Genomic DNA, 15,898 nt, shown 5'->3' with positions numbered 1-15,898 from the left:
ATTGCCCTGCCGGATGGCCGCGTCGAATTCGACGACGTCCGCCCACTCGGACGGAGATGTGTCCCTGATATGCCGCCACTGCGCATTTCCATGGAACGGACAAGTTATTGAGAATCGAGACAGGGTTGAGACCTTTCTGGTCGGGTTGAGGGGCTGCTTCGTCTGTGTGTGGGGGCATGAAGGCTCGTGGCTGTGATCGCTTGTTCTGGGGCGTGACGCCGCGGGATCGCGCTGTCTGACGGCGGAAGCGGCGGTGGAGCAGACAGTCGGGGGAACTTGCGGCTAGAGTCCGTAGGGCACGGCCAGCTGGGCTGGCTGCGACGGGAATGGGTCCGACGTCCCTTTCGGGCGTGGTTGCCACGGAAGTTGGCGCTGCGTCAATCGCAACAACTTCACACGCGGCCTGTACGTCGGCAGGGCCTCAGTTGATCACCGTGTTCAGGGTGGTCGACCTGAGACACCTGCCATCCTGCATGCGGTTTGCGCTCAGCTCGGCCACCCTCCATCCAAGGGAGGGACCCGAGCGTGGAGCTGCAGATCGTCCTAGGCATTCTGGGCGCGGCTGGCGTTATGTCCGCCTTTCTGTTCGCCTTGAAGGGCCTGCTCGACCAGATTCCCGATGTGATTCGGTCGTGGCGCCGCGTCGTGGATGAAGCCCGCGGCTCCCACTCTGATCACGGCCCAGGGCCGGAGGATCAGCGTCCGCCGTCCGCAGGTATTGATGGATCGCGATGACGGATTCGGTGGTGCGGGTGGCGGTCAGGGGGAGTCTTCGTCGCCTTTGTCGGGGGAGATTCTCTGCATGAGCTGGGTGAGGGGGATGAAGGTGTCGTCCGTGCCGAGTTCCCTGGGGGTGGGGCCGGCAGGGGTGGGGGTGTCCGCGAGCCGTTTGGCGAGAGCAGTAACGGCTTCGCGGTCTCCTTCGAGGGCTTCGCGTTCGTCGTCGGTCAGGTCGAGTTGTTCAAGCATCTGGTCGATGCCGTCCTTGACGGCCAGGAGCTGTCCGCGGCTGGACTGCTTGGGGACGTAGAACGGACAGCGCGCGCAGGCCAGCCGGTGGGGGCACTTCGCGAAGAAGTCGTAGCTGCAGTAGCCCTCGCCCAGGTCGTAGTACTTCCAGGGCTGTTCTCCGCCGGCGGCGGCGCCGGTGAGGATGGACTCGCGGTCGATCAGGACCTGGATGGTGCGCACGTTGCGGGCGAAGTAGTCGGCCTTCTTGTAGGCGGCGGTGAGGGTGCGCTGCAGGATCGCGGCGTAGTAGCGGGTGCTGGCGGGGTGTTTGTGGCCGAGCCATTGCTGCAGGTCGTTGAGGGTTAACGGATCGCGTGCGTTCAGGAGTTGGGTCGCGATCGTGGCGCGGGCCCGGTGACTGGTCAGCGCGCCGCGGGAGTCGGTCTGCGGAATGCCGGCCTTGCGGCAGAGGGCGGGAAGGATGTTGTGGTTGAGGTACTCCTTGCCGACGAGCTGGCCGCGGTGGCAGAACAGGTGCTGTCGCTTCTGCCCAGTCTTGCGGTCGATGAGGTCGGGCTGAGGCGGCCGGATCATCTTCCAGGCGTCGATGAGCTGGCCGACGACTGGGTCGACCGGCTTGTTGAATGGACGGGATGTCTTGTTCTGCGGGATGTGTAGGAGGCAGATGGTGAAGGGCTGTCCGGTGGTGTCGTCGGTGCCTTCGTCCCAGGTGACGCAGTCCAGTTCGAGGCGGCGGATCTCGTCGATGCGGCAGCCGCCGAAGAGCCAGACGCCGACCATCGCGCGGACCATCTCGACGGGGTAGTAGGTGGCCTTCCAGCCGGCCTTGCGGGCCCGGCCGGAGCCGTAGGGCTTGAGGTCCTCGGCGTTCAGGGTCAGCCCAGCGGCCATGAGCTTCGCCCATGACGCATCGTCGATGATCCTCGGATTCGGGCCCATCTGGGCGCGCAGGGACAGGGGCATGCTCATCGCGCGGCGCGGGTCGAAGCGCGGTTTGATCCATTCCCATTCGATGAGGTCGCAGAAGAAGCCTCGGATGCTGTCGATGCGCATGGCCCGCCCGGCGGCGGAGATGGGCTGGCCGAAACGGCTGCGGTTGCGGTTGTGCCCCGCCCACTGGCCGACAGTGGCCTGCATCGTGTCGGCGACGTACTCGGCTGCCATGTCCCTGGTCCACTGGTCCGGGGTGAGGACATCGGGGTGCTTTTCCGCGGCCCAGCGTCCGGCGATGAGGATGACGGAGAACATCGAGCGGATGGTGCCGGGCTCGTGCGTGGAGTACTTCCGCCAGCGAAGGGCCCACTCGGCCCACTGCGGCGGGACGGTGGAGAGCATGTCGGAACGGGGCCCGGCCTTGTTCTCGTTGCTGTGCAGTGGGGCGGGGATGATGCCCTTGCTCGCGAGCACCCGGGAGAGCTTGATCAGACCGCGGCGTCGGCTGTGCAGGCCGTCGACCTTGTCGTACTCGGCCACCAACTGGCGCACCAGTGTGTCGGTGAGGTCTTCCAGGCGAGGACTTCCAGCGCTGAGGAGGGCATCGAGGACCGCGTTGCCGACCTGCCACTCCAGCAGGTGCGCAGAGGTCTGCCAAGAACTCAGCGTCTGCTCGACCTCACGCAGTGCGGGCTCCGTGGCTCCGGAGCCGAAAACCAGGTCCGCCAGCCTTCGCAACTGGTTGATCCCGGCGGTGTGATGCAGTCGGTGATGCCCGCCGAGGGAGTGCCCAAGGGCGATGATGTGCAGACGAGCCGGTCCGGCCGTGCGTGAGACCTCCGCCCAGGTGGCTTCGTCCCACGACTGGTAGGAGAGGCCGCGGGTGCGGACGGCGTCGAAGACGTGGGTGCGTGCAGTGCGGCCCGACTTTCGGGGCCACTCCCGTACGGCGTCGTCGACGGGCCGCATCAGGTCGAGCAGGGCCTGGGGCTCTATCGGCGCGGCCGGTGCTTGGCGGCGGTCGGCTGGGTTCATCGCTCCTCCAGCAGTGAGGCGAGCAGTCGTTCACGGTCGGCGTTAATCGTGGTGTTCGCGCGGTGGAAACGGGCGGCCAGCTCGCGGCCGGACAGGTGGATGTAGCGCATGGTGGTCGCCAGATCGCGGTGGCCGGCGTACTGAGCGATCTGGTCGATGGTCCAGTCGGCACGGGCCAGGTCGGTCAGCCGCAGGTGCCGGAAAGTGTGGGTGGACAGCCGGGCGGCCTCAGCGCGTCGAGCGATGCCTTCGACGGCCTTCGACCAGCTGGAAGCGCCCAGCGGGGCACCGTAGTTGCGGTTGGACGTCGACCGGAACAGCGGCCCGTCGATACGGCCGAACCGGGCGCGGCGTTCACGGAGGTAGGCCACAAACAGCTGCGACGAGGTGATACCGAAGGCCACCTCCCGGGCCCTTTGGGACTTGGTGGTCTCCGCCCGCAGATGGATCAGACGGTGGGCGGGCTCGAAGTCCTCGACGTCGAGCTGGACAAGCTCCTCGCGACGCAGAGCACCGTCGTAGGCGAGCGTGACCATCAGCCGATTACGCAGTGATCCCGTAGCGCAGGCGGTCAGGATCCGCTGCCAGACATCCTCGTTGGGGATCCAGGGAGCCTGCTCGATATGCCGTACGAGGCCCTGGCGGGGTCTGCGGCCGCCACGGCCTGCCTGCCCTTGGCGAACCGGGTTCTGCTCACGCAGGCCATCCTCCACCAGGTACTCGTAGAAGGATCGGACCGCGACCAGGCGCTGCTGGATGGTTGCGTTCGCCAAACCTGTCTCGGTCCGAGGCAGAGGCAGGCTTCTCGACCGCTGGCGTGGTGGCCGGTCCAGCATGTCTCTGATCCAGGCGGCGACGGTGTCTGCGCGGGCGAGCAGCGGGTCCGTGCCTTGCGCTTCGCAGAACCGCAGGTGGTCCTCGACCGCCCGCCCGTACGCGTCGATCGTGTTGGGTGCTCGACCGATGTTGGCTGTGAACTGCAACCAGCGGCGGGCCAGTTGATGCTCTGCAACTGTGGGGAACTTGCCCCACGGTATCGGGGCCATGACTGCAGGTTAGACCCCTCCGATTCCACATAAGGCATCCCAGGCAACTCGACTTCGGGGTATCGGCAAGACCGAGGGAAGTCAGGTAGCGTGCACAGTCGGCCCTGCTCCAGGACATGTCCAGAAGGGGATGCCGGTTACGCATGTACTTGACGTCCGCGTCCTTCGCGCGGTGGAATTCATCCGTGGAGATTCCTACCCACTGCTCGACGAAAACGCCCTTCGGGATGCGTGCCGGATAGGGGTAGCCGAGCAGTTCGCGGACCTTCTGCTTGATTGGCTTGACCTTATATTCGCCGGTGCACTGCCGCCGGGTCATCCCAGGTCGCCCGTCCTGATTGAGGATGTGGAGCGGCATGGAGGCGAACCGGTGATCCGGGTTCAGGGCGTCGTCTCGGATATTTCCGGCCGACACGCGCAGTACGGGTATCCCGGCGGGGGCGGCTATCTCTTCTTCCAGGCGGTCAAGGTGTGCATAAACCGCTTCGGGTTCCCATCCGGTGTCGGCGAAAATCGCATAGTCGACCCTGGGGAGAATGCCCTCGGCTGACAGGGCAAGGAGCGTGCTGGATTGAACTCCCGCACCGAGGGAGAGGGCGCGGAATCGGGGCTGATCTGAAATGGTCTGTCCTGGGTTTAGGGAAAGGGGAGGGAGTGCTCGAATCGCGGTCGCGTCAGCGGCAGGGGGATTGCGGCCGGTCGCGGGATACGGCGTCGCAGAGGGCGGGGATGCGGTCGACGAGGTCGGTGGCCGACTCGATGAACTGCTGCGGTGTCGGCCCGATCAGAACCACCCGCCGTGATGTGGCGGCGGCCTGGCGGCGCTGGTTCTCCACGGCGCGGGCAAGAGCAGCCGTCAGTTCGGCGGCGGCGTCCTGGGCGGCCTTGGCGATCTGCGCGACGCGGTGAAGGAGCAGCAGGTCCGGAGGGGAGGGCCGCGTCGTCTGGCGGCTGAGGGTGAGAAACAGCCGCAAAGCGGTGCCGGCGAGGTCCTGGGCGTCAGTGAGGCGCGCGGCCAGTGTGGATGCGGATGCGCCTCGTTCGGCGGGCAGGAAATACAGGGCCTGGTGCAGCGAGGCCGCATCGGACGAGATGCGGGCGAGGACCGGGGCCGGGTCGGCGGAGTCAGGCACGGGTCTCCGTGGTGGCGTACGGGTACAGGGCGTGGGCGAACGCGGTGGTGAGCACTGGGGCCTGCTCGGGGGAGGCCATCAGGGCGCGGACGACGGGGGTGCCGATGACGACGGCGTCCACCAGTGGCGCCACGCGTTCCGCGAGGGCCGGGGTGGAGATCCCCACGCCCGACACGACGGGCAGGGGACTCGCGGCACGCAGGCGTGTCGTGAAGTCGGCGAGCGCGGGCACGTCGAGCGGGCCGCGGTAGCCGGTGGGGCCGGTGCTGGCGGGTGCGTAGAGCCATCCCGACGCACCGGCGGCCACGGTGGCGAGACCGGTGTCGGCGAGGTGGCGCGGGACGAGGCGTGGGGTGGAGAGGTTCGTGGCCTTCGCTGCGGCCTGCCAGCGCTCTGCCTGGTCGTCGGGCAGGTCGACGACCATTGCCCCGGCGGCACCCGCGTCAGCGAGCAGCCGGGCCAGGCGTTCGGGGCCGTGCCGGTGGACTGGATCCCAGTAGGTCATAACGACGGTCGGCCGAAGGCCAGCGGCGTGCTCGACCGCGCGCAGGGCGCGGGCGAGGACGTTTCCGCGGCTCAGGGCGCGGCGGTAGGCGGCTTGGATGATGGGCCCGTCGAGGCCGGCGTCATGGTGGGCGAGGCCGATCTCGAACAGGTCGGCGCCGGCTCGGGCGATCTGGTCGAGCTGACGGCGCTCGGCGCGGGCCGGATGCAGTCCGGCGGGGACGAACACGCCGAGCGCGCAGCGGGGTTGGGCGAGGAGAGCTTGGAGGGAGTCGGTGGTGGCCAGGAGATGTCTTTCTCGGAGGGCGCTGTCGCGGCAGGTCAGCGGTGGCGTGGGGCCGGTGAAGGCGAGGAGGTTACGAGGGTGGTGGCGCTCTGGCCGTGGGCGGCCCGGGCACGGGGCGTGGTGTTCGTGGTGGGCTGGTGGCCGAAGGCGGGGGCCACGCGGTCGAGGGCCTGGGCGATCTGCCGGGCCTGGTCGTGAGCAGTAGCGAGCTGCTCGGCAACATCGGTGGGGAACCGGTCCCACTGGGCTCGGTACTGGTAGCGCTGGATGATCTCGGCGGCGTTGCGCAGCTGCTCGGCGACCTGCCGCAGGACGGCGGTTTTCTGTTCCGGGACGGTCGCGGTGTGTGTGGCTTGCAGAAGCGCGTCCAGGGCGGTGGGCAGCGACTCGCCGGGCGTGGGAAGGCCGTAGAGGGCGGCGTGCAGTGCTTGGGCGTAGACCGTCACGGGTCCGCCCCGACCGCGGCTGCGGTACTCGATGGGGGCTTGCCGGCGGGCGCCGAAGCTGACGGTCACGTCCCGGGGAGCGGCACCGGGGTGGAGCTGGTCGGCGAGGGCACGGGCGAGATCATGCACGGTGGGGGTGTCGGACGTGGAAGCTCCTCGGATGGCGGTGCCGGATGCGTTGGGGTGGTCAGCGGGTGCGGCGAGGGGCTGATGGTGTGATTCGTGGACCGGTGGCGGGAGCTGAGCGGCGGCGGGTGCTGGCGGGGATGTCGGCTGGTGTGGGGATGCCCAGGTGGACACGCGCGCTGAGACCGTGGGTGTACGCGTGTGCCTCGGCAGCGGTGACGGCGCTGAGCAGTTGGCGCTCGTCCAGCCCGTCCCGAGTGCGGTAGGACGCGCCGTCTGCTGTGGGGACGAAGCCGTGTTGCTCCAGCAGCAACCGGGCGGCGGTGGTCGAGGCAGTCACGGCAACCGTGCCGTCCCTGACCTGGAAGTGCAGGTCTGGGCCGCCTGCCGGCTGGTCGGGACTCCAGCGGGTGGTCCAGGAAAGGTCGACGAGGTCGTGGGTGTGGGCCAAGAGCCCGTACATCGCCACGCCGGCGCGCTCGTGTACGTCCTGCGCGATGCCTGGAGGCAGCAGGTGGAGCCTGCGGCCGTGGTGTTCACGAGGGAGGAAGCCGGCGTCGGTGAGCAGCCGGTCGGCGTCGCGGATGGGGCGGTTGAGGATGACGAAGGTGTGGCCGTCGTCGGTGGACCCGATGAATACGTCGGGGATGTCCAGGAGTGACACGGTGGTCCAAGGGATTCGGAAGTGCAGGCCGGGAGGAATGGCAGTGCGCTCGCGGCAACGGACGGGTACGTGCAGCCGAGTCAGGGCGGCGTTGTGCCGGGTGAAGTAGCCGGCGAGGAGCAGGAGGTGCTCGGCCGGCCCAGTCGGCTCGTTCAGCTGGGGATGACGGGTTTCGGTGAGGCCGGTGTCAGCGGCGGTGTACGACGCGGCCGAGCTGGGCGCCGGCGTGGTGGACGTGTGGGTTCACGGCGGCTCGGTGCACGGGGGTGATGAGCGCGTCGTCCAGGTTCTGCACGAGGTAGGGGACGTCACGGAAGGTGCGCTCGACCGGGGTGGTCGTCGCGAGGTGGGTGAAGAACTGGGCGACGAGCCGCTCGGGGGTGTCCTGGGTGAAGGAGGCGTCCCAGTGGGTGTCGAAGCCGTCGTACACGTGGTGCCGGAAGCGCCACGGGGTGTCTTCCGCCGGAGTGTGCTGCAGGTGGCAGTGGCCGTCGGGCGAGGTGAACGTGTCGTCCTCGCGGTGCCAGTGGTTCAGTTCGGCGATCTGCGCGAGGGGGGTGGTGGTGAGCGGGATCCGGTCGATGTGCCGGTCGTCGCCGAGCAGCTGGGGCAGAGCCTGGGTGACGGCGGCGATGGCCTCGATCGGGGTCTGCCGGGTGAAGCGGGCTTCCCAGTACGGCTCGTGGTGCGCGAGGGACCACCAGTGGCCGTGGGTATGCCGGGAGTTGAAGTTGACGAACAGGCTGCCGTCGGGGCTGTGGACGCTGATGCGTCCGCTTGCGCGATCGTGCTCGCTCTGCCAGCCGAAGAGGTGGACCAGCGGGCCGATCGCATCGGCGAGCCGGTCGATGCCCGCTCCCGCCAGATAGCGCGGGGAGACCAGGACCCGGTCCTGGGGCCCGAAGGGCCTCACCGCCGGGCCTTGTACCGCAGGCGGCAGTGGGCCAGGACTGATCGGGTGCAGCGCGTCGGTGCCGGTGTGCAGGAGACGTCTGGGACGCGTGCGGGCGGGGCCTCGTATCCGTCCACCCGGGCGCGGGGTGGATCCGGGTGTTGGGCGCGGTTGTGCGAGGTCATAGGCTGCTGTGGGCTCCGATGGGTCAGTTAACGGCTGCGGGCGGCCGTCTTCGCAGCGGTGGGTGCGGGCGCGGGCGTCGTGCCGGGCGCCCTGCGAGTGGGCGGGATGCTGATGGCTGTGGCCAGCGCGGTGGTGCCGGCGGGAGTGAGGCGGACTCGGTCCTGGAGCGGGCCGCCCACATAGGCGGCAGGCGCGGACTGCGGAACGCGCTCCGCGAGCCCCTTTGCCTCCAACGCCCGCAGTGTGCCCAGGAGCACGCGCTCGTCGCGGTAGTGGATGCTTTGCCGTCCCAGGGAGCTGGTGACCACCACGTTCCCGCAGGCGATCTCCGTAAGTTGTTGGGTGGCCCGGGAGGGCTGGGTGTGGCACAGGCGTTCTTGTCTGCAGTGGCTCTGTGGGAGTGGCCGCCCGGCCCTCCGGGGCGCCCTGGCTGCTGATTGAGATGTGCGCTTCGGTCGCTGATTACGGAGATGACAGCGGGGTGTTCCTCGGGCCGACGGCATGCCGTGTGGAACGAGGAGGGGCAAGTGAGCAAGCGACGGGCCTGCGTCTGGGCCGGCATCGACGCGGGTAAGGGCCACCACTGGACTGCGGCAGTCGACGAGACCGGGGCGACCTTGTGGTCGAAGAAGGTCGACAATGACGAGTCGGCGATCCTGAGCGCGCTCGGCGAGATCCTGGACCTGGCGGATGAGGTCCGCTGGGCGGTTGACATCTCCGGCACGGCCTCCGCGCTACTTCTGGCCCTGCTCGCGGCGCACGGCCAGCAGGCCGTCTACGTTCCCGGCCGCACGGTCAACCGGATGGCCGGGGCCTACCGGGGCGAGGCGAAAACCGATGCCCGTGACGCCTACATCATCGCCGAGACCGCCCGGCACCGCCGGGACTTTGCGACCATCGATGTGCCCGCCCAACTGGCGGCCGAACTAGCCCTGTTGACCGCCCATCGCTCTGACCTGGTTGCAGACAGGGTGAGAATGATCAACCGTCTCCGCGATGTCCTGACCGGCGTCTTTCCCGCTCTGGAACGGTCTTTCGACTACTCGGCTCACAAAGGTGCCCTGGTGCTGTTGACCGGCTACCAGACCCCCGCCGCGATCCGCCGCCGCGGCCGAGCCCGGCTCACGGCCTGGCTGGCCAACCGGGGCGTGCGCAGCGCTGACGCCGTCGCGGTCACTGCTCTCGAGGCTGCCCGGACCCAGCAGACCGCGCTGCCCGGCGAGGAGGTCGCCGCCCAAATCGTCGCTGACCTAGCCGAACAGATCCTGGCCCTGGATGAGCGGCTCAAGCGCATCGAGAAGCGTATCCGCGAGACCTTCCGCAGCCATCCACAAGCGGAGATCATCGAGTCGCTGCCCGGCATGGGGCCCATGCTCGGGGCCGAGTTCGTCGTGGCGGCAGGTGACCTGACCGCCTACGCGGACGCTGGTCACCTGGCGTCAGCGGCCGGACTTGTACCTGTGCCACGCGACTCCGGCCGGCGGACTGGGAACCTGCACCGGCCCAAGCGTTACAGCCGCCGTCTGCGAAGGGTGTTCTACCTGTCCGCGCAGACCAGCATCATCCGCGAGGGCCCTAATCGGGACTTCTACCTCAAGAAGCGTGGCGAGGGGTGCAAGCACGTCCAAGCCATCATCGCCCTGGCTCGCCGACGAGCGAGCGTGTTGTGGGCATTACTTCGTGACGGACGAATGTTCACGACCGCCCCGCCAGTCACGCAGGCGGCTTGACTTCGTCATTGAGACTCCCACAGGGCGGTGTGGTGAGCGGCGGTCAGGGTGTGCTCCGGACCGTCGCCTGCTGCCGTCCCCCCGCGGCGTCGGATTTCGTAGGCGAGGGTGTTGGCGCAGCCCATCGCGGCTTCGGGTGCCAAGGCGGTCAGAGTGCGTGCCATCGGGAGCTGCTGGTCCGCGGAGGCACTGCTCAGGAAGGCGAGCTGCTCAAGGCGGACCACTGCGTCCGACAGGTCGGGACTGCGGAAGAGGCGTACGTCGGTGACCGCTTTGAGGGCGGTGCGGGTCGCAGAAGCGAGTCGCTGGGCGGAGGCGGCGTGGGCGTTGGGCTCGGATGGCGGATGGGCCCGCAGGAGACGGTCGAGCATGTCGTTGTGCTGCACGTACTGGTCTGCGAGCAGCAGCAGGCGTTCAACCGGCGTCGGCGGGGCGGCCACGTCGAACAGGAAGTCCTCGGGCGGCGTCGTCATACGCGGCGCCGGGCAGCGAGCACGGGCGGTGTGGAGGGCGCCTTCTGCGGGCTGGGCCTTTGGGCCTCGGCGATGAGTTGCCGGTCTTCAGCGCGCGCCGAGAATGAGGCGAGGCGTCGGGAGAGCCGTCGCGCTACGGCGCGATAAGTGGTGGCCGCTTGCTGCATCTCGACACCGGCACGGCGAAGCTGATCACGACTGGTCGCCGGGGTGGGATCGGCGTCCTCGTACAGCAGGATTTCGGTGCGGTGATGGATGGCGAGGTTGCACAGGGTGGCGGCCAGTGAGATCTGGGAGCAGGCGCCGGCGAGGAGCGCCAGGTTGTCGGCCCCGTCCTTCATTGCGGGGTACTGGCTGACCGACAGGTCGTGCACCTGCCGCGTGCACTTCATCGCCAGCTCGTGCACCCGCAGGCTCAGGGGTGCGATCTCTCGGACGGGCTTGGCGATCTCGCCCTCCCGGATGCGTGCCGCCTCCACGGACAGCTCCTTCAGGGCGGGGGCCACCTCGCCGAGAAGGCGGGTGTGTTCGGTCAGGTCAACGGTGTGCAGGACAACTCCGGGAGGACGCGGGGCGGTACGGGGCAAGGTGAGATGTTCGGTCCGTTGCTGTGCAGGAACGGGCTCGGTCACAGGGCTTCCCACAGCAGGCGGGTGACGTGGTCGTTGCCGTGGCCGGCTCGTGGGCGGGACGGGGTGTGCCATCCGGCGCGGGGCGGCCGGCTGGCGATCACGCGCCACCCGGCGCCGCGCAGGGATGCGCCGCTCTCGCCGTCCTGCGTGTAGGTGACCAGTCGTCGGTAGCCGAGGGCTTTCGCCGCCCGCCACGCGGCCCCGTAGAGCAGTGAGTTGGCGTTGCGGGTGCCGTCGGTGGCGGTCCGGGTGACTTCGAGGGTGGCGCCGTCGTCCAGGTGCCGGGCCACCGGCCTGCCGACGATGGCCACGGCGCGCAGCGTGCCCCTCTCGTCGGCGGCGCCGACCGCGAAGATCTGTCCTGCGGGCGGCGGGTGGTGACGGTGCCAGGTGCGCACGAAGTCCTTCGCCTCACGGGAGCGGACCGGCACCAGGTGCAGCGGTATGTCGCTCACGCGGCCGTCCCGAAGTCGGACTGTGTCGGCGCGTGCTTCGCGACGGCGCGAGCCGTGATCGCCTTCGACGCGCGGGCGGACGCCGCGGACAGTTCCCCGGCTCCTGGCTCTCGGTACCACGGTCGCAGGTCGAGCATGGCGGCGCGCATGCCGGTGGCGAAGCACAGGGCGGTGCCCTTGGGCAGGGCTCGGATCGCGTCGGCGGGCAGGATCCGTTCCTGCCGCATCGACACCGACGTGCTCTTGCCGGACTCCGAGTGCGAGGTCGATGTGGTCTCGACGTCGTGGTCGCCGATCAGGCGGGAGAGCTTGTCGGCGAAGTCGGGGTCGTCGATGCCGGAGCCGATGACCTTGACGGTCGAGGCGGACCACATGGCGTCCATGCCCGCGTCTCCCCAGACCTTCTGGCCCTGGCGGTAGGACTGGAGGATGGTGATCGGGATGATTCCGCGGGAGCCGAGGTGGGAGTACAGGTCCGGCAGGTCGCTGATCTTGCACACGTTGGCGGCCTCGTCGAGGATCGCCAGCATGGGCGGGTCCAGGCGTCCGCCGGCGCGTTCGGCCTGGGCGGTGGCCGCGCGCATGACGGAGTCCGCGCACGCGGCGATCAGTGCCGAGGCCCCGCCTCCCCCGTCCTTGCTCAGCAGGTACAGCGTGTCGGTGGAGGTGACGAACTCCGACGGGCGGAACTCGGGAACGTCCTTCTGCGGGGTGACCCAGGCGGCGATCTCGTTGTTCAGCAGGGCGGCGGCGTACTGGCGGGCAGTCTCGTAGATGCCGTCGCGCGTCTCCGGGGGTCCTTCGACGGTGCCCTTGAGCTGGGCTGCGACGGCGGCGAAGTCGTGGTCGCGGAGGATGTCGAGCGGGGTGCGGTCGGCGGGGAAGGCGAGCCACTGCATGATGTCGGTGATGGGCCGCTCGTCGAGCGCTGCGGCCAGCAGCAGTTGGGACAGGATGTTGCTGCCGGCCTTGGACCAGAAGTCGCCCTGCTGGGAGGCGTCCACCGAGGCGGCGAGGAAGTGTCCGGCGAGCCGGTTCGCTCCGTCCAGGGTTTTCGCGCTGGCGAGGGGGTTCCACCACATCTCGCGTGCGGCGTGCGCGATCTGCTGGGGGTCCATGGTCCACACCTGCCCGACGCGGGAGCGGGCCTCGTATGTGGCGGTGAATGCGTCGCCTGCGGCCTTGTTCGAGGTCAGCAGGACGGGGCCGGGCGCGGCGAGCATGGAGGGGATGGCGAGCGAGGTGGTCTTGCCCGAGCGGGGCGCCATGATGGCGACGGCCACGTCTTCGTAGCCCATGCGTACCTCGTGCCGGGTGTTTTGCAGGTCGCCCAGGAGGATGCCGGTGTCGCGGGCTTTGATGTGCTTGGCGTCTTTCAGGCTGGGGCGCAGCGAGCGGGCTTTGTCGGTGATCGCCTTGGCCATCAAGGGCTCGATGTCCCGGGCCTTGGCCATGCCGGTGATCTTCTTCCGGCTGCCGCCGCGGTTCCTGTGCCGGAGCCACAGGGCGACCGCCGTTACCCCGAGAGCCAGGAGGAGCAGAACGGGAACGATGCGTGCCCCGATGAGCAGGGCGTTCTCCCTGGCCTCGGGCCAGACCTGCTCGGGGTGGAGCAAGGCGTTGGTCGGCTGGTAGGGGGCCCAGCTGCCTCCGGCGAGGGAGGCGGTGAGATTGCCGCACAGCCAGGCCAGGTGGGACAGGGGGACGACGACGGCGAGCACGCCGAGCAGGAGGCGCAGGACGAGGTCGTATCCGTCGGTGTTGCTGCTGGAGGAGGAGGGGGGCAAGGGCTAGGTGCTTCCAGGCGGGGACGGAGGGATCAGCGCAGGCGGTGGCGCTCGGCCTGCGGCCGTTGCGGAGGATGCGTACTCGTCGCCGGCGGGCCAGTGCGGCGTGCGGCGAGGGAGCGGACGCGTTCCTCCAGGGCGCCGGCGACCTGCGTGGCGGGTACTTCCCGGTGCGAGAGAGTGATGAGGTCCGGGCTGCGAGTCGGGAGGCTGGAGGGGCCTGCGGTGCGCGGCACCGGTCGGGGGTCGGTGAGCGCGGCGGTGAACGCGGTGATCAGGTGCGGTGGGGTGTGCTCGCTGAAGTGGGCTTGCCACAGCAGAGCCCGGAAGTCGCGGAGGGTGGTGTCGACCCACCAGGCCCCGGTTGCCTCGTCGGCCTCGACGCGGACGGTGCCGTCGGGTGAGGCCAGCCGGTGGTGGCGGTAGGCCGGAGACCAGCCCGCTGTCAGAAGCGGCTCCTGCGGATCCCAGTTGTCTCCTTGATCGGCAGTGGGATCGGTCAGCACGTCGGTGAACGCAGCGATCATCTCGACGGGGGTGCGGGCATCGAAGCTGGCGAACCAGGCGGGCCGGTCCGGCGCGGGGGCGTGCTGCAGAGTCCACCACCGTCCGTCGGGGTCGGGCTCCAGCCGCAGGAGGGCCTTCTGGTCGGGGCTGGAAAGCAGGACGCGGGGCATCAGGGGGTCGTGACCGTAGCTCCAGCCGCAGGCACGGTGGAGGGGGACGGTGATCCAGGCGGGGTCACCGCCGCCGGCCAGGTGGCGCGGGGCGATGTAGTCGATGTCGACGTTGGCGGGGCGGTCGGGCATGGTCACCGTCCCCTCGCGCCGTGTCCGCTGCGCCGGGACGTCAGGGCGGGAAGCTGCGGGCGCTTCGGCCGGGACGGTGCGCGGCGTGCGGCGGCCTGGATGTCGAGGATGACGCGGCCGTGGCAGGCCCAGTCGTCCAGGTAGCTCCAGCACTCCGCGTGATGCTCGTCCAGCGCGTCGACATACGCTGCGCTGCCCGGTCCGGTGCCCTCGGGGAGCTGGGCCCTGGTCTCTTGCCACCGGGCGTCCAGGGCGTCGAGGTGGCTCAGTGCCTCCTCCAGGATGGTCAGCTGCCCGGGCCAGCTGTCCCGCGTGAGGTGTGCGGGCAGGTGCTGGAGCTGGAGCCGGGCGGTGGCCAGCAATTGGCGGGCGCCAGGACGGATGCCGTCGAACGCTGCGGCGGTGTCTGCGTCACGGACGGCGGCCCGGCGGCCGTAGGCGTCCTGGTCGAAGGGCCAGCCGTCCAGGTCCGTGTTGAACGCGGTGAAGGCGTCCCAGGACGCCAGGATCCGTTCACTGTGGCGCAGATAGCGATTGAGGCGCCGCAGCGAGGTGCGGCGGCCGTGGTTCGTGGTGCGGGAGATGAGAGCATCCTTTGAGGTCAGCGGCGGGCGGCCGACTGGACGGCGGTCGTGGGCGCCGGGGGTGTCGCGTTGGCAGTCTGCTGACGGCGCACGGCGCGGGCCTGTGCGCGGAGCGTCTTCACCCGGGCGGTGTGCGCGTCGACTACCTGCTGCGGGCGCAGCGGGCTCGGCTCTTGGACGGCGCTGTAGTGGGCGGTGCGGTCGAACATGCCGCGCTGCAGCGGGCTCTGGTCGGCCAGCGCGCCCAGGAAGGCACCTACGAGGCGATCGGGAACGTGCTCGTCGAGGAAGGCATGCCAGATCCGCGGGCCCGGGAATGATTCGTCGCTGCTTGTCCTGACCTCGATGTGCCAGGACGGCCGTTCATGGAACTCACTCATGGGGCGGTGCTCGATCCGGCACAGCGAGTCCGGAGAGAACGCTCTCCCGGCATCCTCGTACTGCCAGCCTGCGCTGGTCACGGGCTGCCAGGGGTCCGGTTGCGATGAGGGCGGTGTGATGAGGGCGTCGGTGAGGCCGGCGAGGACCTCGGCCGGCACGAGTTCACCGAACTCGGCGTACCAGCCATGGTCGTTGTCGCCGGGGGCGGCCCGCAGCCGCCACCAGGCGGAGGTGGCGGACTGCGGGTCGAACTGCAGGCGGTAGCGGTGATCGGGGCTGGCCATCACGATCTCGGCGCTGAGCGGGTCGGAGACCGTGGCCCATCCGGCCGCGGCCAGGCCGTGGGTGACGTGACGGGCGTCGCCCGGGCCGGCGAGGTGGCGGGGGCTGGTGTCGAAGGGGATCTGCCCAGCGTGCTTGTCGGCGAAGGCGTCGAGCTGGCGCTCGCTCAACGGCACCGGCTGCACCCCTGCTCGCTCTCGGCGTCGTAGTGCAGCGCACGCAGCTCGTCCAGGACGTAGTGGAGGGTGTGCTGGTCGGTCTGTTCCCAGGCGGCTGAACGCAGCTCGGCGATCAGGACGTTGACGTGCGCGGTACGTGGGATGGCCTGGTGTTCCTGGATGGTGCGGGCGAGGGCACGCAGCGTGTCGGCGAGCTGGACGGGCAGGCCCGTGTACTCGTCGAGGAGCGGCTCGACGAGGGCGAGGGCTTCATCGGGGTCGGGATTCTCGCGCAGGTACTCGGTGACGTCCGACAGCGTTTCAGTCAGGGCGCGCAGGGTTTCCGGGGTGGGGGCAGGCATCGGGCTCCTTCAGATGGGGATG

General features: G+C 69.4%; 18 protein-coding genes and 1 pseudogene. 2 read left to right on the top strand and 17 right to left on the bottom strand.

Features of this window, described 5'->3' with window-relative positions:
* Positions 1-525: 525 nt before the first annotated feature.
* On the top strand, positions 526-735 hold the full coding sequence (locus NI25_RS37285) for a hypothetical protein (RefSeq protein ID WP_078884530.1): 210 nt from the start codon (positions 526-528) through the stop codon (positions 733-735).
* A gap of 24 nt (positions 736-759) precedes the next feature.
* Here the strand turns inward: NI25_RS37285 and NI25_RS07080 are convergent, their stop codons facing one another.
* The 9 genes and pseudogenes from NI25_RS07080 to NI25_RS07035 all read right to left on the bottom strand — a co-directional run bounded on the left by NI25_RS07080 (position 760) and on the right by NI25_RS07035 (position 8,534).
* Positions 760-2,940, bottom strand: coding sequence for a tyrosine-type recombinase/integrase (locus NI25_RS07080; RefSeq protein ID WP_233520694.1), 2,181 nt, complete (start codon positions 2,938-2,940; stop codon positions 760-762).
* Positions 2,937-3,986 (bottom strand): tyrosine-type recombinase/integrase, encoded by a 1,050-nt coding sequence (locus NI25_RS37280; RefSeq protein WP_078884529.1) that lies wholly within the window; start codon positions 3,984-3,986, stop codon positions 2,937-2,939. Before NI25_RS37280 ends, NI25_RS07080 begins: the two co-directional genes overlap by 4 nt.
* Positions 3,987-4,020: 34 nt before the next feature.
* Positions 4,021-4,608: pseudogene (locus NI25_RS40020) on the bottom strand (hypothetical protein); the annotation flags it as partial.
* A 52-nt stretch (positions 4,609-4,660) separates the two neighbouring features.
* A complete protein-coding gene (locus tag NI25_RS07060) occupies positions 4,661-5,119 on the bottom strand; it encodes a hypothetical protein (RefSeq protein ID WP_061441618.1) in 459 nt (152 codons plus the stop codon).
* Positions 5,112-5,852 carry a tryptophan synthase subunit alpha gene (gene trpA, locus NI25_RS07055; RefSeq protein ID WP_061441617.1) on the bottom strand — a complete coding sequence of 247 codons (741 nt, stop codon included), beginning with the start codon at positions 5,850-5,852 and terminating at the stop codon, positions 5,112-5,114. The genes NI25_RS07060 and trpA overlap by 8 nt, the downstream gene beginning before the upstream one ends.
* 92 nt (positions 5,853-5,944) lie before the next feature.
* Positions 5,945-6,484, bottom strand: coding sequence for a hypothetical protein (locus NI25_RS39355; RefSeq protein ID WP_061441616.1), 540 nt, complete (start codon positions 6,482-6,484; stop codon positions 5,945-5,947).
* A gap of 58 nt (positions 6,485-6,542) precedes the next feature.
* Complete coding sequence (locus tag NI25_RS07045) at positions 6,543-7,145, bottom strand: hypothetical protein (protein WP_061441615.1); 603 nt, start codon at positions 7,143-7,145, stop codon at positions 6,543-6,545.
* Positions 7,146-7,332: 187 nt separating this feature from the next.
* Positions 7,333-8,058, bottom strand: a complete 726-nt coding sequence (locus tag NI25_RS07040; protein ID WP_228126025.1) for a DUF317 domain-containing protein — start codon at positions 8,056-8,058, stop codon at positions 7,333-7,335.
* A 191-nt stretch (positions 8,059-8,249) separates the two neighbouring features.
* The gene (locus tag NI25_RS07035) at positions 8,250-8,534 is read right to left on the bottom strand and encodes a hypothetical protein (protein ID WP_148315106.1); all 285 of its coding nucleotides are present in this window, start codon (positions 8,532-8,534) and stop codon (positions 8,250-8,252) included.
* A gap of 216 nt (positions 8,535-8,750) precedes the next feature.
* Between NI25_RS07035 and NI25_RS07030 the strand changes: the two genes are divergently transcribed.
* Positions 8,751-9,953, top strand: coding sequence for an IS110 family transposase (locus NI25_RS07030; RefSeq protein ID WP_061441613.1), 1,203 nt, complete (start codon positions 8,751-8,753; stop codon positions 9,951-9,953).
* Between the two features lie 5 nt (positions 9,954-9,958).
* Here NI25_RS07030 and NI25_RS39350 read toward each other — a convergent pair whose 3' ends face one another.
* From NI25_RS39350 to NI25_RS39625, 8 genes are all read right to left on the bottom strand, one after another.
* The gene (locus NI25_RS39350; RefSeq protein WP_061441612.1) at positions 9,959-10,426 is read right to left on the bottom strand and encodes a hypothetical protein; all 468 of its coding nucleotides are present in this window, start codon (positions 10,424-10,426) and stop codon (positions 9,959-9,961) included.
* Entirely contained in the window at positions 10,423-11,013 is a 591-nt protein-coding gene (locus NI25_RS38340) for a hypothetical protein (protein ID WP_233520693.1), read from the bottom strand. Before NI25_RS38340 ends, NI25_RS39350 begins: the two co-directional genes overlap by 4 nt.
* 41 nt (positions 11,014-11,054) lie before the next feature.
* Complete coding sequence (locus NI25_RS07015; protein WP_107071646.1) at positions 11,055-11,513, bottom strand: XF1762 family protein; 459 nt, start codon at positions 11,511-11,513, stop codon at positions 11,055-11,057.
* A complete protein-coding gene (locus NI25_RS07010; RefSeq protein ID WP_061441611.1) occupies positions 11,510-13,300 on the bottom strand; it encodes a type IV secretory system conjugative DNA transfer family protein in 1,791 nt (596 codons plus the stop codon). Before NI25_RS07010 ends, NI25_RS07015 begins: the two co-directional genes overlap by 4 nt.
* Before the next feature lie 32 nt (positions 13,301-13,332).
* Complete coding sequence (locus NI25_RS07005) at positions 13,333-14,109, bottom strand: DUF317 domain-containing protein (protein WP_061441610.1); 777 nt, start codon at positions 14,107-14,109, stop codon at positions 13,333-13,335.
* A gap of 2 nt (positions 14,110-14,111) precedes the next feature.
* A complete protein-coding gene (locus NI25_RS40015) occupies positions 14,112-14,471 on the bottom strand; it encodes a hypothetical protein (RefSeq protein ID WP_228126023.1) in 360 nt (119 codons plus the stop codon).
* A gap of 239 nt (positions 14,472-14,710) precedes the next feature.
* The gene (locus tag NI25_RS06995) at positions 14,711-15,532 is read right to left on the bottom strand and encodes a DUF317 domain-containing protein (RefSeq protein WP_061446793.1); all 822 of its coding nucleotides are present in this window, start codon (positions 15,530-15,532) and stop codon (positions 14,711-14,713) included.
* On the bottom strand, positions 15,523-15,876 hold the full coding sequence (locus NI25_RS39625) for a hypothetical protein (protein ID WP_061441608.1): 354 nt from the start codon (positions 15,874-15,876) through the stop codon (positions 15,523-15,525). The genes NI25_RS06995 and NI25_RS39625 overlap by 10 nt, the downstream gene beginning before the upstream one ends.
* Positions 15,877-15,898: the final 22 nt, after the last annotated feature.

Origin of the sequence: Streptomyces sp. CCM_MD2014 (genome assembly GCF_000772045.1) — a bacterium.
GTDB classification, from domain to species: Bacteria; Actinomycetota; Actinomycetes; order Streptomycetales; family Streptomycetaceae; genus Streptomyces; species Streptomyces salinarius.
The sequence above is the reverse complement of the archived record's forward strand: the minus strand, read 5'-3'. Positions and strand labels throughout refer to the sequence as shown.